Origin of the sequence: Stenotrophomonas sp. PA-6-5C, from assembly GCF_021605635.1 — a bacterium.
Taxonomy (GTDB): domain Bacteria; phylum Pseudomonadota; class Gammaproteobacteria; order Xanthomonadales; family Xanthomonadaceae; genus Stenotrophomonas; species Stenotrophomonas lactitubi.
In genome coordinates this window covers 1-15339 of the sequence record NZ_WKEE01000048.1, presented here as the reverse complement: position 1 = coordinate 15339, position 15339 = coordinate 1, and the positions used below count along the sequence as shown (strand labels likewise).

Below are 15339 nucleotides of genomic sequence, written 5' to 3'. Positions count from 1 at the left end.
AGGTCCCCTAGTTTACTCGCTGGCGGCGGCCGGGCCGGTTTCCTGTGGGGCCCCATCGGCGCTGGCCAGGCGTGCACGTGCGTACTGGCGTTCGTCGATCACCGCGGTCATCAATGCACCGACGAAGAACACGGCAGTGGCGTAGTAGATCCAGACCAGCGAAATCACCAGTGCACCCATCGAGCCGTAGGCACTGCCGGGGGCAACGGTGCTGATGTAGACGCCGATGCCATAACGGCCGAGGGTGAACAGCAACGAGGTGATGGCGCCGCCGATGAACGCCTGGCGCCAGGCCACGCGCCGGTCAGGCAGGTAGTGGTACAGGAAGGCGAAGGCCAGCGTGTACAGCAGCAGCGATGTCAGATAACCGATTGCGGGCAGCACCGAGGGCAGCTGCGCGAACACCACCTGCAGCGCGGTGGTGGCGGTCATCGACAGGATCAGCAGGAAGCCCAGTGCCAGCACCACGCCGAACGAGAACACACGCTTGCGCAGCCAGGCCTTGACCCCGTCCAGGCGTTGCCCGCTGGTATGGAAGATCCGGTTCAGCGCGTTCTGCAGCTGCGCGAACACGGCGGTGGCGCCGACGAACAACAGCAACGTGCTCCAGACCCCGGCCAGCGAACCGACGCTGGGCTGGCTGTTGGCGTTGTGCAGCACGGTGTCGGCCACGCTGGCCACGCTGCTGCCGGCCACCGAGCCGATCTGCCCGATCAGTGCCTGCTGCGCCGGCGGATACAACGAGGCGGTCAGCCACAGCAACAGCACCAGCAGCGGCGCCATCGACAGCAGGGCATAGAAGGAGACCGAAGCGGCCTGGGTCAGCACATCGATCTCGACGAAGCGCTTGGCCACCGCCATCGGGAAACTATCCTGCAGGCGCTCCAGGCGGGATCGGACGGTGTGCAGGGAACGGTGCGACTGTGGCATTGAGGGGGGTCAAGTGCGGGCGGAATGCCTTTGTTCTAGCAAAACCGCGCTTCGTGAAGGGTGAAGTTCCCATTCAGCTACGCGTCTGCGGCTGGGAGCGCGCTATCCTTCTGTCCGGCCGGCGGTGCATCAAGAGGGCTGCCGCAGCAGTATCCGTAGGCCGTTGCGGGGGCGCAGGGCCGCGAGGTTGCAACTTCACAGCAAAAAAGGACGATCTATGAAAGGAATGGTCTGCACGACGATGATGCTGTTGGCGATGAGTGGCTCGGTCGCGGCTTCTGCGGCCTGCGAGAAAGCGTTCAAGACGGTGGGCGATCCGCGCAATGGCGCGTTGTACATGGCTGATCTCACCATTCCAGGACTGAAGGTGCAGAGCGCACTGGACCAGTTGCGCAAGATCGGTGGCGATGATCAGCTGGACGTGGGTGGACAGCTCGTGGAGGGCAATACGGGCGACCAGTACCTGATCCAGCGAAAGGGCCTGCGGACGCCGTTGGTGTTGATCGGAACCGCCGATCGTTCCGGTCGCGTCACCCTGACGACCAAGCTTGCTCGTGGCCAGACGATTGAGCCGCAGATCGCGCGGCAGTCGATGTGCGAGATGCTGGACAAGCTCAAGGCCGGGAGCCAGGGCGATGCCCTTGCCGCCGCCGCGCGCACCCAGTACCCGATGCCGGCTGCCGAGGAAGTCAAGGCGCCGGACCTGTCCAAGAAGATGGGCAAGGAAGTACGCGACACGATGGCGCTGTACAACAGTGCAGGCAGCTTCAAGGACTTGATGCTGGGCACCACCACCAACAAGGAAGACATGGGTGACCGCTCGGCCACTTTCCTGCCGGTATATGCGAAGTACGTGGGACAGCGCTACCGGATCGATGGCCAGATCTATACGGTCAATTCCAACCGGTACTCGACGCGACCTGGCGACATCGGCTCAATCAACTATCTGGTGACGCCGACCCGCGGCTTGCTGCGCATCCGTCAGAACGACACCTTCAACAACAACAACTACACCATCCGCTGTGAGTTCGCATCGGACCAGGCGGCCTACGTGGCAATGCTGCGTGAGCGCGACTGGGCCAAGCTGGAAGGTGAAGTGAGTTCGGTTGAGGAAAGCTCAATGACATTGCGTAATTGCCGCCAGGCACAGTAAGCAGCGTGATTCAGGCAAGAATGACAAGGCCCGCGAGATGCGGGCCTTGTCCTGTGCGGCGCGCGAAGCTGAATCAGCTCGCCAGCTGCTGCTTGACCAGCTTGGACACCAGGCCCATGTCGGCCTGGCCGGCGAGCTTGGGCTTCAGCGCGCCCATCAGCTTGCCCATGTCGGCCGCGCTGCTGGCGCCGGTCTCGGCGATGGCCGCCTGGATCGCCGCGACGATCTCGGCTTCGCCCATCTTGGCCGGCAGGTAGGCTTCGATCACCACGATCTCGGCGCGCTCGATTTCCGCCAGGTCTTCGCGGTTGGCCGCTTCAAACTGGCTGACCGAGTCCTTGCGCTGCTTGACCATCTTGTCGAGCACGGCGATCACGGCGGTGTCGTCGAGCTCGATGCGCTCGTCGACTTCCTTCTGCTTGATGGCCGCGTTGATCAGGCGGATGACGCCCAGCTTGTGCTTCTCGCCGCCCTTCATGGCGGCCTTCATGTCTTCGGTGAGCTGCTGCTTCATGCTCATGGCGAACCTCGTGGTGGTGGTGGGGCAGGGCGGATGCCCGGGCCCGGAAACGCAAAAAGCCGGCGACGCTCGCGCGTGCCGGCTTCGACTCCACCGCGGCAGGGAATGCCCACCGCAATGAAGATGCGTCCGATCAGTACAGGCGCTGACGCTTGGTGACGTCGCGCGAGGAACGGCGCAGCTGACGCTTCACAGCAGCGGCGGCCTTGCGCTTACGCTCCTGGGTCGGCTTTTCGTAGAACTCGCGCTTGCGGGTTTCGGCCAGCACACCGGCCTTTTCGCAAGTGCGCTTGAAGCGGCGAAGAGCAAACTCAAAGGGTTCGTTCTCGCGGACTTTGACGCTGGGCATGGAATCTCCGGGACACAGTAGAACCGGGTCACGCCCGGCGAGCCGCACATTATAGTGGCGAATAAACAAACTGCAAGCCGCAAATCCTGAATAGGGGCAGGTTGTTGGATTGCAGTGAGACCTGCCAGTTCCCCCGAGGGGTTGGCAGGGGCGTCATAATAGCAGGCATGCGAGTCCTTGGCATCGAATCTTCCTGTGATGAGACCGGCGTGGCGGTGTATGACACCGACCTGTCCGGCAGCGCGGCCCTGCGCGCCCATGCGGTCTACAGCCAGATCGCCCTGCACGCCGAGTACGGCGGTGTGGTGCCCGAGCTGGCCAGCCGTGACCACGTGCGCAAGCTGCTGCCGCTGGTGCGGCAGACGCTGGCCGAGGCCGGGCTCGGCGTGAACGACATCGACGGGGTGGCCTATACCGCCGGCCCTGGCCTGGTCGGGGCGCTGCTGGTGGGTGCCGGTGTGGCCCGGTCGCTGGCCTGGGCACTGGAGGTCCCCGCCGTGGGCGTGCACCACATGGAAGGCCATCTGCTGGCACCGCTGATGGAAGACGACCCGCCGCAGGCCCCGTTCGTGGCCCTGCTGGTGTCCGGCGGCCATACCCAGCTGGTGGCCGTCGATGCCATCGGCCAGTACCGGCTGCTGGGCGAAACCCTGGACGATGCGGCCGGTGAAGCCTTCGACAAGACCGCCAAGATGATGGGCCTGCCGTACCCGGGCGGGCCGCAACTGGCCAAGCTGGCCGAGCAGGGCACGCCGGGCGTCTATCGCTTCACGCGGCCGATGACCGATCGCCCGGGCCTGGATTTCAGCTTCTCCGGCCTGAAGACCCAGGTCCTGATGGCCTGGCGCGACAGTGACCAGAGCGAGCAGACCCGCGCCGACATCGCTCGTGGCTTTGAAGATGCCGTGGTCGAGACCCTGTCCATCAAGTGCGAGCGCGCGCTGGAAGCGGCTGGCACCAATGTGATCGTGGTGGCCGGCGGCGTCGGCGCCAACAAGCGCCTGCGCGCACGCCTGCAGCAGATGGCCGAGCGCCTCGGCGGCCGCGCCTGCTTCCCGCGGCCGGCGCTGTGCACCGACAACGGCGCGATGATTGCCTTCGCTGGCGCACTGCGCCTGCAGGCGGGCCAGCACAGCCCGCCGAAGGTGGACGTCACCCCGCGCTGGGACATGGCGACGCTGCCGGCGGTCTGAGCCGGACCCGGTCCCGTGATGCCGGCCGCTGGCCGGCAACGTCATCAAGGTTTGCCAACCAATGGCGAGGCCGCGAGCACCGTCGTCGCCCGTTCATGGCGCTGCAGCCAGCCCAGGGTGTGCGGGCAACGGGCGTGGATCAGCCGCCCGATCGCGGCGAGGTCGGCGCCGATGTCGCGCTCAAGGATCGGTTCGTGGTGGGCGATGCGGTTGCGCAGCTGGCGGATGCGTCCAATGTCAACGTGCATGGCTTTTCTGATGACACTGGGGTGAGCCGAAGGCGCATGGCGCAGTACGCCGTTGAGTGCCGGAATCCACAGCGTGGAGTCGAAGCGACAGGTGAACAGCTGTTGCCAGAACACCATTGGCAGGTTGGCGACGATCTCGGAGGTACTGGTCGCGCGACAGGCTGCCTGTTCCAGCGCTGTCCTGGCGAAGGCGGATGATGATGCCGGCAGCCTGCGCCGGAAGGCATCATTCCACGGCCATCGCGGACCATGCTGCCGCGCCAGTACCGATGCCGCTGCATTGCGGATGACCACTTCGCAGAGGTGGACCGGCATCATCAATGCACCGCACATCCGCATGTTCCAGAGGTACAGGGATTCGGCAGTGACGTCAGGGCGGCAGGTCGATGCGATTCTCTCGTAGGTCGACAGACGCTCCGCTGACAGCGCGCGTCTCAATGCATCGTATGCAGCCATCGTGATGTGCGCTGGTGAGGGGAAGATCGATGTTGGCCAGGGATGGAGTCGGCCACCATCAGGGAACGCCTTTGTGTACGTGGCCGATTTCCCGCGTTCAAGCTGGGGACAAGACGTTGGTCTGCGTTGTCGCACATGGCCTTGACCCGCAGTTTGGTTCCTGCCTAATCTGATCACCTGCGCCACCGGGACTCGCGGCTTGAGAAAGCTCCCCCCGGGGACAAACGGTAGTACCAAAGGGCCCCGCTAGCAGGGCCCTTTGTCTTTTTCAGCCCCTGTGAATGCCCGGCGACCCGTCGCCCGTTCCGGGCAGGCTCACCGCCGTCCCGTTACCATGACCGCCTGTTTTCCGGCTGGTAACCGCAATGGACAAGGTTTTCATCGAAGGGCTGACGATCGACGCCCTGATCGGCATCTACGATTGGGAGCGGCGGATCCGCCAGGACCTGGTGTTCGATCTGGAGATGGGCTTCGACAACCGTCGTCCGGCGGCCAGCGATGACATTGCCCATACCCTGAACTACAAGGCGGTCAGCAAGCGCCTGGAGCAGTTCGTGCGCGAGTCGGAATTCGGCCTGGTGGAGACCCTGGCCGAGCGCTGCGCGCAGATCGTGCTGGACGAGTTCGACGTGAAGTGGCTGCGCCTGAAGCTGAGCAAGCCCGGTGCGGTGCGCGGCGCGCGCGCGGTCGGCGTGATCATCGAGCGCTCGCGGGACTGACCCGTTACTGCCAGCCGCCGGCTGGCAACCCCCGGTAGTGCCGGCCGCTGGCCGGCAACCTCAACAGCAATGAAGAAGGAGACAACCGATGGTGGACGCAGTGGTGGCGGTACAGTGGCTGGAACAGCTGCAGAACACACTGGAACCCTATCCTGGCGCCTACCTGGCGTTGATGATCTCGGCCCTGCTGATCGCAGCCGGCCTGGCCAACTGGGTGACCAAGCGCATCCTGGTGCGCGGCCTGCGACGCCTGCTGCAGCGCCTGCCGGGCGCCGAGTCCGGGCGTGGCAGCCACCTGATGCGGGTCATCGCGCGCCTGTCCAACGTGGTGCCCAGCCAGGTGATCGCCTCGGGCATCACCCTCATTCCCGACCTGCCGCCAGGCCTGGTCAACGTCATCATCAAGCTGTGCATCGTGTGGGCGGTACTGACCGTGTCGATGGCGTTCTCGCATGCGCTGGATGCGGCCAACAGCCTGTACGAACGCAAGCCCGATGCACGCAACAAGCCGATCAAGGGCTACCTGCAGGTGGTCAAGATCGTGGTGTTCGTGGCCGCGGGCCTGTCCATCGTCGCCACCCTGCTGGGGGTGAAGCTGGGCCCACTGGTCACCGGCCTGGGCGCGGCAACCGCGGTGCTGATGCTGATCTTCCAGGACACCATCCTGTCACTGGTGGCCAGCGTGCAGATCAGTGGCGATGGCCGCGTGCGCATCGGCGACTGGATCGAGATGCCGAGCCAGAACGCTGACGGCGATGTCATCGATATCGCCCTGCATACCGTCACCGTGCAGAACTTCGACAAGACCATCACCACCATCCCGACCAAGAAGCTGGTGACCGAGTCGTTCAAGAACTGGCGTGGCATGCAGGAAGCGGGGGGCCGCCGGATCAAGCGCGCGCTGTACCTGGACCAGCACAGCGTGCGCTTCATGGAAGAGGACGACCTGGCCTTCCTTGGCCAGTTCGCCCTGCTGGGCGACTACCTGCGCGGCAAGCAGCAGGAGCTGGGCCAGTGGAACGGACGCCTGCGCGAGCAGGGCGTGGCCGAGGTCAACAGCCGCCGGGTGACCAACCTGGGCACGTTCCGGGCGTATGTGGAGCGCTACCTGGCCAGCCACCCGGGCATCCACACCGACATGACCCTGCTGGTGCGCCAGCTGCAGCCGACCACCGAAGGCCTGCCGCTGGAGCTGTACTGCTTCACCCGCAGCACCGCCTGGGGCGAATACGAGGCGGTGCAGTCGGACATCTTCGACCACCTGCTGGCGATCCTGCCGGCCTTTGGCCTGCGGGTGTTCCAGGCGTCCAGCGACGCCATGTTGATGGCCGGGCAGCGCCAGTTGGCCGGCTCGGAGTAAGCTGCGATGCCCCCGGCCGGACCGTACGGATCCGGCTGGTGGCTGAAACTGAATGACGAAACCTCTCGCCAAATCGCCCGGGATCGCTAGAATGCCGGGCTTGTAAACGTTTTCATCAAGGACTGCCGGTGGCCTCCGATCGCATCGAATCCCTCATTGCCCAGATGACCGTCGAGGAAAAAGTCGGCCAGCTGGGTGTCTTCGCGGACATGGTCCGCCCGTTCGCCCCGGACGTGAACCCGGAAGCCAACGTGCGCAATGCCGACCAGGTGCTGCAGCAGGTGCGCGAGGGCAAGGTCGGCTCGCTGTTCAACGGTGTCGGCGCCGAGCTCGGCCGCCGTATCCAGCAGGTCGCCACCGAGGAGAGCCGCCTCGGCATCCCGGTGATCCTGGCCGCCGACGTCATCCACGGCATGCGCACCGTGTTCCCGATTCCGCTGGGCGAAGCGGCCAGCTTCGAGCCGGACCTGGCCGAGCGCACCGCGCGCGCCACTGCGGTTGAAGCCACCGCTGCCGGCCTGCACTGGACCTACGCACCGGCGGTGGACATCGCCCGTGACCAGCGCTGGGGCCGCGGTGCCGAAGGTGCCGGTGAGGACGTGGTACTGGGCTGCGCGTTCGCCGCCGCCCGCGTGCGTGGCTTCCAGGGCAGCGACCTGTGCGCGGCCGATTCGCTGCTGGCCACGCCCAAGCACTTCGCCGCCTACGGCGCGGTGATGGCCGGCATGGAATACAACATGGTCGACATCTCGCCGCAGACCCTGCGCGACGTGCACCTGCCGCCGTTCAAGGCCGCCTTCGACGCTGGCGCGATCACCGTGATGTCCTCGTTCAACGACATCAACGGCGTGCCGGCCAGCGCCAACGCCGAGCTGCTGACCGACATCCTGCGGGGTGAATGGAAGTTCCCGGGCGTGGTGATCTCCGACTACACCGCCGACATGGAACTGGTCGCGCACGGCTATGCCGCCGATGACCGCGATGCCACCGCCAAGGCATTCACCGCCGGCCTCGACCTGAGCATGCAGAGCGGCTTCTACGCCGAGCACCTGCCGGGCCTGGTGGAGAGTGGCGAGGTGCCGATGAGCGTGCTGGATGAAGGCGTGCGCCGCATCCTGTGGCTGAAGGAAACCATCGGCCTGTTCGACGACCCGTATCGTTCGCTGGACCCGGCGCGCGAAGCCGATACCTCGCATATCGCCGCCCATGACGAACTGTCGCGTGATGCCGCGCGCCGTTCGATCGTGCTGCTGAACAACCGCGACAACGTGCTGCCGCTGCAGAAGAACGGCCAGAAGATCGCGCTGATCGGCCCGTTCGTGCAGGACCGCGACAACATCGAGGGCTGCTGGACGCTGTTCGGCGACAAGCAGCGTTACGTCGACCTGGAAACCGGCGTGCGCGCGGCCATCGGCGATGATGCGCTGCTGGAAGTGGTGCCGGGTTGCGAGCTGGAAGTGGCCATTGCCGGTGGCACCGAAGCGGCCGTGGCGGCTGCGCTGCGTGCCGACGTGGTGGTGCTGGCACTGGGCGAGCCGCAGCGATACAGCGGCGAGGCACAGTCGCGCGTGGAGATCACCCTGCCGCCGGCACAGCAGGCGCTGGCCGAAGCGGTGGCGATGACCGGCAAGCCGCTGGTGGTGCTGCTGCGCAATGGTCGCGCGCTGGCCCTGCAGGGGGCGGTGCGCAATGCGCATGCCGTAGCCATCACCTGGTACCTGGGCACGCAGACCGGCCATGCCGTCGCCGATGTGCTGTTCGGCGATTACAGCCCGTCCGGCCGCCTGCCGGTCAGCTTCCCGCAGGTGTCCGGCCAGCAGCCGTACTTCTACAACCACCCGCGTACCGGCCGCCCGGAACTGCCGACGATGTCGGAGTTCAAGGCACGCTGGCGCGAGATTCCGAACGAGCCGCTGTATCCGTTCGGCCACGGCATCGGTTACACCACCTTCGCCTACGGTGTGCCGCAGCTGAGCAGTGCGCGCGTCGGCTGGGACGACACCCTGACCCTGACCACCACGCTGACCAACACCGGCAACGTGGCCGGCGAGGAAGTGGTGCAGCTGTACATCCATGACCGCGTGGCCAGCCGCGTGCGGCCGGTGCGTGAGCTGAAGGACTTCCGCAAGGTGGCCCTGCAGCCGGGCGAGTCGACCGAGGTGGTGTTCACCCTGACCCGTGAGCAGCTGGCATTCACCGGCCGCGACGGCGTGCTGCGTGCCGAGCCGGGCCTGTTCGATGTGTGGGTGTGTGCCTCGTCGACGGCCGGTGAGGCCGTGCAGTTCGAGCTGCTGAAGGCCTGACCGGTAGAGCATCCACGCATGGCGTGGATCTACTGGCAATGAGGAGCGCCGGGCCATGCCCGGCGTCCTCACCCATGGCGAACACGCCGGGCGCGGCCCGGCGCTACCATCGGACTCCCTGTATCGATGGAGCCCGCGCATGCGCACGATGGCCTACCTTGTTCCTGTCCTGTTGCTGGCAGCGTGCTCGCAGCCGGCATCGCCGCCCGAGCCCGCCGCCGATGCGCCGCCGCCGATGACAGGTGCGACGCCGGCTGAGGCGGCCGCCAGCACCACGCCCGATGCCGCTGCGGCACCGCAGGCTGCGGCGGAACACGCCAAGGATGCGGCAGCGACGCCTGCGGATGCTCCCAGCCCGGTCGAGCCCGCAGCAGACGACGCCCGCGCGCGCATCGAGACGCTGCTGGGCGATGCGGCGCAGTATGAAAAAGTATTCAATGCCTTCAAGACCGCCGTGGTCGCAGGTGATCGTCCTGCCGTGGTTGAAGAAGTGCGCTTTCCACTGAACATCAGTGGTGGCAAGAAGATCACCGGGCCCGGTGAATTCCAGCGCAACTACGAAAAGATCATCACCCCGGCGGTGGTCAAGGCCGTATCCGCGCAGGAGTTCGGCAAGGTCTTCGTCAACCAGCAGGGCGTGATGATCGGCGATGGCCAGGTGTGGTTGAACGGCGAGTGCCTGGACAAGGCCTGCACGCGCACGGAAGTGAAGGTCATCACCATCCAGTGAAAGCAGACGGCCCCGCATGCGGGGCCGTTGCAGTTCGGTAGTGCCGGCCGCTGGCCGGCAACCTGGCCAATCAGGCCTTCGGCGTGAGCTTCAGCAGCCGTGCCTTGCTGCCGTCTTCCAGCAGCCACAGCGCGCCATCCGGGCCCTGTTCCACTTCACGGATACGCTCGCCCATGTTGAAGCGTTCGGCTTCGCGTGCGTTGTCGCCGTCGAAGGCAACGCGCACCAGCGACGTGGACGACAGGCCGCCGATGAAGGCGCTGCCCTTCCACTGCGGGAACAGGTTGCCGCTGTAGAACATCAGACCGGCCGGGGAAATCACCGGGTTCCAGGTCACCTTCGGCGCGGCGAATTCCGGGCGGGTGTCGTGGTCGGGAATCGGACGGCCATCGTAGTGGTCGCCGTTGGACACGATCGGGTAGCCGTAGTTGGCACCGCGCACGATCAGGTTCAGCTCATCGCCGCCGGCCGGACCCATTTCCTGTGCCCACAGCTTGCCGTTGGCATCGAAGGCGATGCCCAGCACATTGCGGTGGCCCAACGACCACACCTGTGCGGCCACGCCACCCTGCGAGGCGAACGGATTGTCGGCAGGCAGGCTGCCGTCATCGTTGAGACGGATGATCTTGCCCAGGTTGCCGCTCATGTCCTGCGCCGGATCGAACTTCTGCCGTTCGCTGGAACTGATCCACAGCTTGCCGTCCGGGCCGAAGGCCAGGCGGTGGCCGTAGTGGCCTTCGCCACTGACCTTTGGTGTCTGCCGCCAGATCACCTTCAGGTCTTTCAGCTGGCCGCCGCCGTTGGCATCGAGGGCGAGGGTGGCACGGGCCACGGCCGCGCCGCGCGTATCCAGCGTGCCTTCCTCGGCATAGCTGACATAGACCACATGGTTGCGGGCGAAATCCGGATGCAGGATCACATCACCGAAACCACCCTGGCCGCCGTACGCGACCTTGGGGACACCGGTGATCTCATGCTTCTTGCCGCCGGCCAGGTCCAGGTGCTGCAGCTTGCCGCGCTTCTCGGTCACCAGCAGGCTGCCATCGGGCAGGAAGGTCATCGCCCACGGCTGGTCGAAGCGGCTGACCTCGGTGGCGGTGAAGGGGCGCTGGTCGGCGGCGGTTGCAGCGGTTGCCGGGACCTTCTGGCCAGTGGCATCAGGGCCGGCAGCATTGCAGGCGGTGGTGGCGAGGATCGGCAGCAGGCCGAGCGCGAGCAACAGGGGCGTGCGGGTCATGGGTATCTCCAGCGGAAGGGGATGCGGATGGCCAGGCTCTCTCTTGTATACCACTGGCGGGGTGACGGTCGTGGCCCGAAGGTCCTGCTACCCCCTGTGCGGCTTGGCGCGGATCGTCTAGGGTGTTCTCGCCCGGGCAAAGCATGCCCGCCTGTCTGCCAAGGAACTGCAATGAACGCACCGATCATCCATCGACCTTCGCCCGCCTTCATCGCCGCCTCGTGGGTGGCCCTGCTGCTGGGCGCGGTGGCCTACCTGGTAGGCCTGTTCAATGCCGAAATGCCGCTGAACGAAAAGGGCTATTACCTGACCCTGCTGCTGTTCGGCCTGTTCGCGGCGGTGTCGCTGCAGAAGAGCGTGCGCGACCGCGTCGAGAGCATTCCGGTGAGCAGCCTCTACTACGCGCTGTGCTGGTTCGCGCTGCTGTCGGCGCTGTTGCTGCTGCTGGTCGGCCTGTGGAACGCCACCCTGGTGCTGAGCGAAAAGGGCTTCTATGGCATGGCATTCGCGTTGTCGCTGTTTGGCGCGGTGGCGGTGCAGAAGAACACCCGCGACCTGATTGCTGCCAACGCGGCCGAGCCGAAGCGCGCTTCGTCGATTCCGCCACTGCCGGAACAGGACTGACGGGCGGAGGTAGAGCCGAGCATGGGCTCGGCTCTACAGCTGAGGCTTCAGCCGAGCATGGGCTCGGCTCTACAGCTGAGGCGTCAGCCGAGCATGGGCTCGGCTCTACAGGGCATGGTTATCCGCCGTTGTTCCGGCGCGGGTCCAGGTTCACTGCTTCTTCCCAGCCGCGCCGTACGGCACTGCGGGCCTGCGCCCATTCCAGCCGGCTCTTGCCGCGCTCTTTCGCCCACCGCGTTTCCAGCTCACCTTCGATCTCTTCGTATGCGCGGATCATGTCCTGCGCGCGCGCCGTGTGGCCGATCTGGTACGCCGGCTCGTAGTCGTCGAAGAACAGCTGGTTGTCGTAGTACGGCTCGCTGGTATAGCGATCACGCCAGTAGTCCGAAACGGCCTGGCGGGGTGTGCCGTCTTCCGGCACGCGGCCGGGGATCTGGTAATCGGGGCTCATGGGCAGGAGGCTCCGTGGTGGACGAAGCTTGATCCTGCCCATCGGCCGGTTAACGCGCCGGGCGGGCAGCGTGACCGCCAGGTCAATCCACGGCGACGTCCTTGCGCGGCAGCTTGTAGATGACCGCGCCAACAGCGAAGGCGACCAGCGCCGCGGCGATGTTCTGCCAGCTGGCACTGGCGAACAGGGCCATGCACAGCAGCAGGGCCAGCACCGGAATCAGCGGGCCACCGGGCAGCTTCAACGCACCGGGGCGGTCGGCATAGCGCTTGGCCAACACCAGCACCGCTGCTGCAGTACCGATGTAAGCGAACAGGCGTGTGGTCATCGACAACAGTGCCAGCTGCACGAACGACCCGGACAGGGCCAGGCCGAGGGCGATCAGGCCCTGGCAGAAGATCGCTGCGGCCGGGGTACGGAAGCGTGGGTGCACCTGCGCCAGCACCTTCGGGCCGTAGCCATCGCGGGCCAGGGCGAACAGGAAACGCGGGCCCATCATCATCGTGTTGCTGTTGGTGCCGAGGATGGAGATGGTCGCGCCCACGGTGAGGATCAGCGCCAGCGCCTCACCACCGAAGCTGGAAGCGGCATCGGCCAGCGGGGTGGCCGACGCGGCCAGGCCCGGCAGCGTGCCTTGCGCCACGATCTGCACCGCCGCGTAGATCACGGTGACGGTGACGATCATGGTGATCAGCGCGAACGGGATGTCGCGGCGTGGGTTGCGGTATTCGCCGGCCGCGGCCGGGATGTTCTCGAACCCGGCATAGGCATACAACAGCAACAGCGCTGCCTCGCCCATGCGCTGCAGGTCGTGCGGGTCGGGGCGCTGGCCGGAGAAGGCGAGCTGCGGGTCGATGTAGAACGCGCCGATGGCCACGAACAGCAGCAGCGGCAGCATCTTGCCGATGACCAGCACGATGCCGGTACGGGCAGCCGAACGCACGCCGATGATGTTCACCCCGGTCAGGAAGGCGAGCGAGACAACGATGATTGCGATGCGGCCCATGCCTGCGCCTGCCCACGGCCAGAAACGCGCCACGGCGTCGGCCAGCGCATTGCTGAGCGCTGCGGCGGAGCTGATGCGGGTCAGCCAGATCATCCAGCCGATCTCGAAACCGGCAAAGCGACCGAAGGCTTCGCGCGCGTACAGGTAGCTGCCACCGGGTTCATCGAAATAGCTGGCTGCCTGCGCATAACACAGCACCAGCAGGGCGACGACGATGCCGGCGGCGACCACGCCCCACAGGCTGAAGGGCCCGAGCAGGGCAACCGTGGCCGCCGGCAGCAGGTAGATGCCGCTGCCAACCACATCGTTGATGGACAGGCCGACAATCTGCCAGCGGCTGACCGCGCGTTGCAGTTGTGGTTCGTCGGCGGTGCTCAACGTGCGGCTCCTTCAAGCGCGGGCAGTTTCCATTGCGCCTGCAGGCGCTGGTATTCGGCGCGTGGCAACAGAACGAAACGCGGCGTGTCCTGCGGGCGCAGCCAGTCCAGCAATGCCTGCATGCGCGCCTGTGGCATCGCGGTGCAGCCGGCGGTGGCCTCGCCGGGCTGGCGCCACAGATGGGCGAAGATGCAGCTGCCCTTGCCAGGCTGGTTGTCCGGGTTGTGGGCGATCACGAAGCCTTCCTGGTAACGCACGTCGCCCTTGTTGTGCAGGTCCAGCCGCATCGGTTCGGTGGAGCCGGTGATGGCGGCACTGCCGACCTTCTTTGCATCGACGATGCGGTTGTAGAACGGCGACGCCGGTACGTCCATGCAGTAGCTGGTGCTGCTCATCGGCTGGTAGGTCATCGCCGTGCCGGGCCGGGTGACGGCATAACCGAACGCGCTGCCCAGCGCGAACACGCCGGCCGGGCTGCGGCCGTCGCCTTCCTGTTTCTGCGGGCCATCGGCCTGGGCAGGATGCAGGCCCAGGCCCCAGGCACTACCGGTGCGGCCCAGCGCCACCGGGAATGCCTGTCCGTGCGCGCGCCATTGCTTGCCGTCGCGCACGAAGGCCTGCAGCTGGCCCTGCGTGCTGTCCCAGTTCTCGCTGGTGACGACGATCAGTTGGCGAGCGTCGTCCAGCGGCGCAGCATGGACAGTGACGGCCGCTACGAGCAGCAGCGCGGCGGATGCAAGGCGGGCCAGCAGCAGGTTCATCGGGCGCTCCGGTCAGGAATCCAGCAGGTGATCGATCCGTTCCAGGTTCACCGCCAGCTGTTGCTGGCGATCCGGATTGGCATGGCAGAGCAGCACGAACAGGAAATCGAGCAGGGCGTGCATGGCGCTACGGTACAGCAGCTGTGCCACCTGCGGCGCACGGTCGTGCGCGCACACCACCAGCGCCGCATCGGCATGGGCGCGCAGCGGGTTGGCGGTGTGGCGGGTGATCGACACTACCTTGCCGCCCATGTCCTGGAACTGGCGCGAGAGCTGTGACAGCTGTGGCAGGTTGCCGAACTCGGAGAACATCAACAGCACATCGCCCGGACGCGCCGCGGACAGGTTGGCCAGCATCAGGATCGGATCGGTATGCGGCACCACCAGCAGGCCGAGCAGCGACAGCCGCATGGCGAATTCACGTGCGTACAGGCCGTCGTCACCGAGGCCGTGGACGAACAGCTTCGGCGCGCCGTCGAGCAGCTGCACGATGCGCTCGATCTCCTCGCGCGGGTTGGCCTGGCGGGTCTCCTCCTCGGCCTGCGCCTTGCTGCGGCGCAGGGCATCGCCCAGGCGCAGGTAGTCATCGCTGATATCCGGTGCGGCCGGCGCCTGCTGCGGGTCGGCACCGGCGCGGGCGACATCCTCGCCGATGGAGTACTTCAGGTCCGGGTAGCCCTTGAAGCCGAGCTTCTGGCTGAACTTGACCACGCTGGACTGGCTGATGCCCAGGGCACTGGCCAGCTGCTGCGAAGAGTAATCGCGCAGCAGGTGCGCGTTGTCGAGGATGAAGTCGGCAATGCGGCGTTCGATGGCCGACATCTGCCCGCGCTCGGTGCGGATTTTCAGCAGGGGCGGCATGCGGGGCGTCCGGGCGTGTGTAGGCGCGTTGCGGTGGGTCGCGCAGAGCTTGTCATGGGT

Annotated in this window: 16 protein-coding genes; 7 read left to right on the top strand and 9 right to left on the bottom strand. The window is 66.2% G+C overall.

Annotated elements, in window-relative coordinates; genetic code table 11:
* Positions 1-12: 12 nt before the first annotated feature.
* Complete coding sequence (locus tag GIW57_RS18235) at positions 13-930, bottom strand: YihY/virulence factor BrkB family protein (protein ID WP_236512251.1); 918 nt, start codon at positions 928-930, stop codon at positions 13-15.
* Between the two features lie 217 nt (positions 931-1147).
* On the opposite strand from GIW57_RS18235, the gene GIW57_RS18230 reads away from it, so the two are divergent.
* Entirely contained in the window at positions 1148-2083 is a 936-nt protein-coding gene (locus tag GIW57_RS18230) for a hypothetical protein (RefSeq protein ID WP_236512249.1), read from the top strand.
* A gap of 73 nt (positions 2084-2156) precedes the next feature.
* Here the strand turns inward: GIW57_RS18230 and GIW57_RS18225 are convergent, their stop codons facing one another.
* Both GIW57_RS18225 and rpsU read right to left on the bottom strand, forming a co-directional pair.
* Positions 2157-2603, bottom strand: coding sequence for a GatB/YqeY domain-containing protein (locus GIW57_RS18225; protein WP_100461532.1), 447 nt, complete (start codon positions 2601-2603; stop codon positions 2157-2159).
* A gap of 133 nt (positions 2604-2736) precedes the next feature.
* The gene (rpsU, locus tag GIW57_RS18220; RefSeq protein ID WP_002808376.1) at positions 2737-2952 is read right to left on the bottom strand and encodes a 30S ribosomal protein S21; all 216 of its coding nucleotides are present in this window, start codon (positions 2950-2952) and stop codon (positions 2737-2739) included.
* Positions 2953-3119: 167 nt separating this feature from the next.
* Here rpsU and tsaD point away from each other — a divergent pair, with 167 nt between their 5' ends.
* On the top strand, positions 3120-4145 hold the full coding sequence (gene tsaD, locus GIW57_RS18215; RefSeq protein ID WP_165376074.1) for a tRNA (adenosine(37)-N6)-threonylcarbamoyltransferase complex transferase subunit TsaD: 1026 nt from the start codon (positions 3120-3122) through the stop codon (positions 4143-4145).
* A 44-nt stretch (positions 4146-4189) separates the two neighbouring features.
* Here tsaD and GIW57_RS18210 read toward each other — a convergent pair whose 3' ends face one another.
* Positions 4190-4849, bottom strand: coding sequence for a hypothetical protein (locus tag GIW57_RS18210; RefSeq protein ID WP_236512247.1), 660 nt, complete (start codon positions 4847-4849; stop codon positions 4190-4192).
* Between the two features lie 365 nt (positions 4850-5214).
* Here GIW57_RS18210 and folB point away from each other — a divergent pair, with 365 nt between their 5' ends.
* From folB to GIW57_RS18190, 4 genes are all read left to right on the top strand, one after another.
* Complete coding sequence (folB, locus tag GIW57_RS18205; RefSeq protein WP_025878255.1) at positions 5215-5568, top strand: dihydroneopterin aldolase; 354 nt, start codon at positions 5215-5217, stop codon at positions 5566-5568.
* A gap of 88 nt (positions 5569-5656) precedes the next feature.
* Entirely contained in the window at positions 5657-6928 is a 1272-nt protein-coding gene (locus GIW57_RS18200) for a mechanosensitive ion channel domain-containing protein (protein WP_100461525.1), read from the top strand.
* Between the two features lie 128 nt (positions 6929-7056).
* Positions 7057-9231: a glycoside hydrolase family 3 N-terminal domain-containing protein gene (locus tag GIW57_RS18195; RefSeq protein ID WP_236512246.1), complete on the top strand. Its 2175-nt coding sequence runs from the start codon at positions 7057-7059 to the stop codon at positions 9229-9231.
* A 139-nt stretch (positions 9232-9370) separates the two neighbouring features.
* Positions 9371-9961 (top strand): hypothetical protein, encoded by a 591-nt coding sequence (locus GIW57_RS18190; protein WP_100461520.1) that lies wholly within the window; start codon positions 9371-9373, stop codon positions 9959-9961.
* A gap of 70 nt (positions 9962-10031) precedes the next feature.
* Here GIW57_RS18190 and GIW57_RS18185 read toward each other — a convergent pair whose 3' ends face one another.
* Positions 10032-11198 (bottom strand): PQQ-dependent sugar dehydrogenase, encoded by a 1167-nt coding sequence (locus GIW57_RS18185; protein WP_236512244.1) that lies wholly within the window; start codon positions 11196-11198, stop codon positions 10032-10034.
* A gap of 171 nt (positions 11199-11369) precedes the next feature.
* Here GIW57_RS18185 and yiaA point away from each other — a divergent pair, with 171 nt between their 5' ends.
* A complete protein-coding gene (yiaA, locus tag GIW57_RS18180) occupies positions 11370-11822 on the top strand; it encodes an inner membrane protein YiaA (protein ID WP_100461515.1) in 453 nt (150 codons plus the stop codon).
* A 118-nt stretch (positions 11823-11940) separates the two neighbouring features.
* Here yiaA and GIW57_RS18175 read toward each other — a convergent pair whose 3' ends face one another.
* The 4 genes from GIW57_RS18175 to GIW57_RS18160 form a co-directional block, all read right to left on the bottom strand.
* Positions 11941-12273 (bottom strand): hypothetical protein, encoded by a 333-nt coding sequence (locus GIW57_RS18175; protein ID WP_236512242.1) that lies wholly within the window; start codon positions 12271-12273, stop codon positions 11941-11943.
* Between the two features lie 82 nt (positions 12274-12355).
* Complete coding sequence (locus GIW57_RS18170; protein ID WP_100461511.1) at positions 12356-13657, bottom strand: amino acid permease; 1302 nt, start codon at positions 13655-13657, stop codon at positions 12356-12358.
* On the bottom strand, positions 13654-14418 hold the full coding sequence (locus GIW57_RS18165; protein WP_108265834.1) for a L,D-transpeptidase family protein: 765 nt from the start codon (positions 14416-14418) through the stop codon (positions 13654-13656). Before GIW57_RS18165 ends, GIW57_RS18170 begins: the two co-directional genes overlap by 4 nt.
* Before the next feature lie 12 nt (positions 14419-14430).
* Positions 14431-15279 (bottom strand): MurR/RpiR family transcriptional regulator, encoded by an 849-nt coding sequence (locus GIW57_RS18160; RefSeq protein WP_100461502.1) that lies wholly within the window; start codon positions 15277-15279, stop codon positions 14431-14433.
* Between the last annotated feature and the right edge of the window lie 60 nt (positions 15280-15339).

Coding starts and splice junctions, on each gene's coding strand:
- GIW57_RS18235 (WP_236512251.1), bottom strand. CDS start 930: ATGCCACAGTCGCACCGTTCCCTGCACACCGTCCGATCCCGCCTGGAG.
- GIW57_RS18230 (WP_236512249.1), top strand. CDS start 1,148: ATGAAAGGAATGGTCTGCACGACGATGATGCTGTTGGCGATGAGTGGC.
- GIW57_RS18225 (WP_100461532.1), bottom strand. CDS start 2,603: ATGAGCATGAAGCAGCAGCTCACCGAAGACATGAAGGCCGCCATGAAG.
- rpsU (WP_002808376.1), bottom strand. CDS start 2,952: ATGCCCAGCGTCAAAGTCCGCGAGAACGAACCCTTTGAGTTTGCTCTT.
- tsaD (WP_165376074.1), top strand. CDS start 3,120: ATGCGAGTCCTTGGCATCGAATCTTCCTGTGATGAGACCGGCGTGGCG.
- GIW57_RS18210 (WP_236512247.1), bottom strand. CDS start 4,849: ATGGCTGCATACGATGCATTGAGACGCGCGCTGTCAGCGGAGCGTCTG.
- folB (WP_025878255.1), top strand. CDS start 5,215: ATGGACAAGGTTTTCATCGAAGGGCTGACGATCGACGCCCTGATCGGC.
- GIW57_RS18200 (WP_100461525.1), top strand. CDS start 5,657: ATGGTGGACGCAGTGGTGGCGGTACAGTGGCTGGAACAGCTGCAGAAC.
- GIW57_RS18190 (WP_100461520.1), top strand. CDS start 9,371: ATGCGCACGATGGCCTACCTTGTTCCTGTCCTGTTGCTGGCAGCGTGC.
- GIW57_RS18185 (WP_236512244.1), bottom strand. CDS start 11,198: ATGACCCGCACGCCCCTGTTGCTCGCGCTCGGCCTGCTGCCGATCCTC.
- yiaA (WP_100461515.1), top strand. CDS start 11,370: ATGAACGCACCGATCATCCATCGACCTTCGCCCGCCTTCATCGCCGCC.
- GIW57_RS18175 (WP_236512242.1), bottom strand. CDS start 12,273: ATGAGCCCCGATTACCAGATCCCCGGCCGCGTGCCGGAAGACGGCACA.
- GIW57_RS18165 (WP_108265834.1), bottom strand. CDS start 14,418: ATGAACCTGCTGCTGGCCCGCCTTGCATCCGCCGCGCTGCTGCTCGTA.
- GIW57_RS18160 (WP_100461502.1), bottom strand. CDS start 15,279: ATGCCGCCCCTGCTGAAAATCCGCACCGAGCGCGGGCAGATGTCGGCC.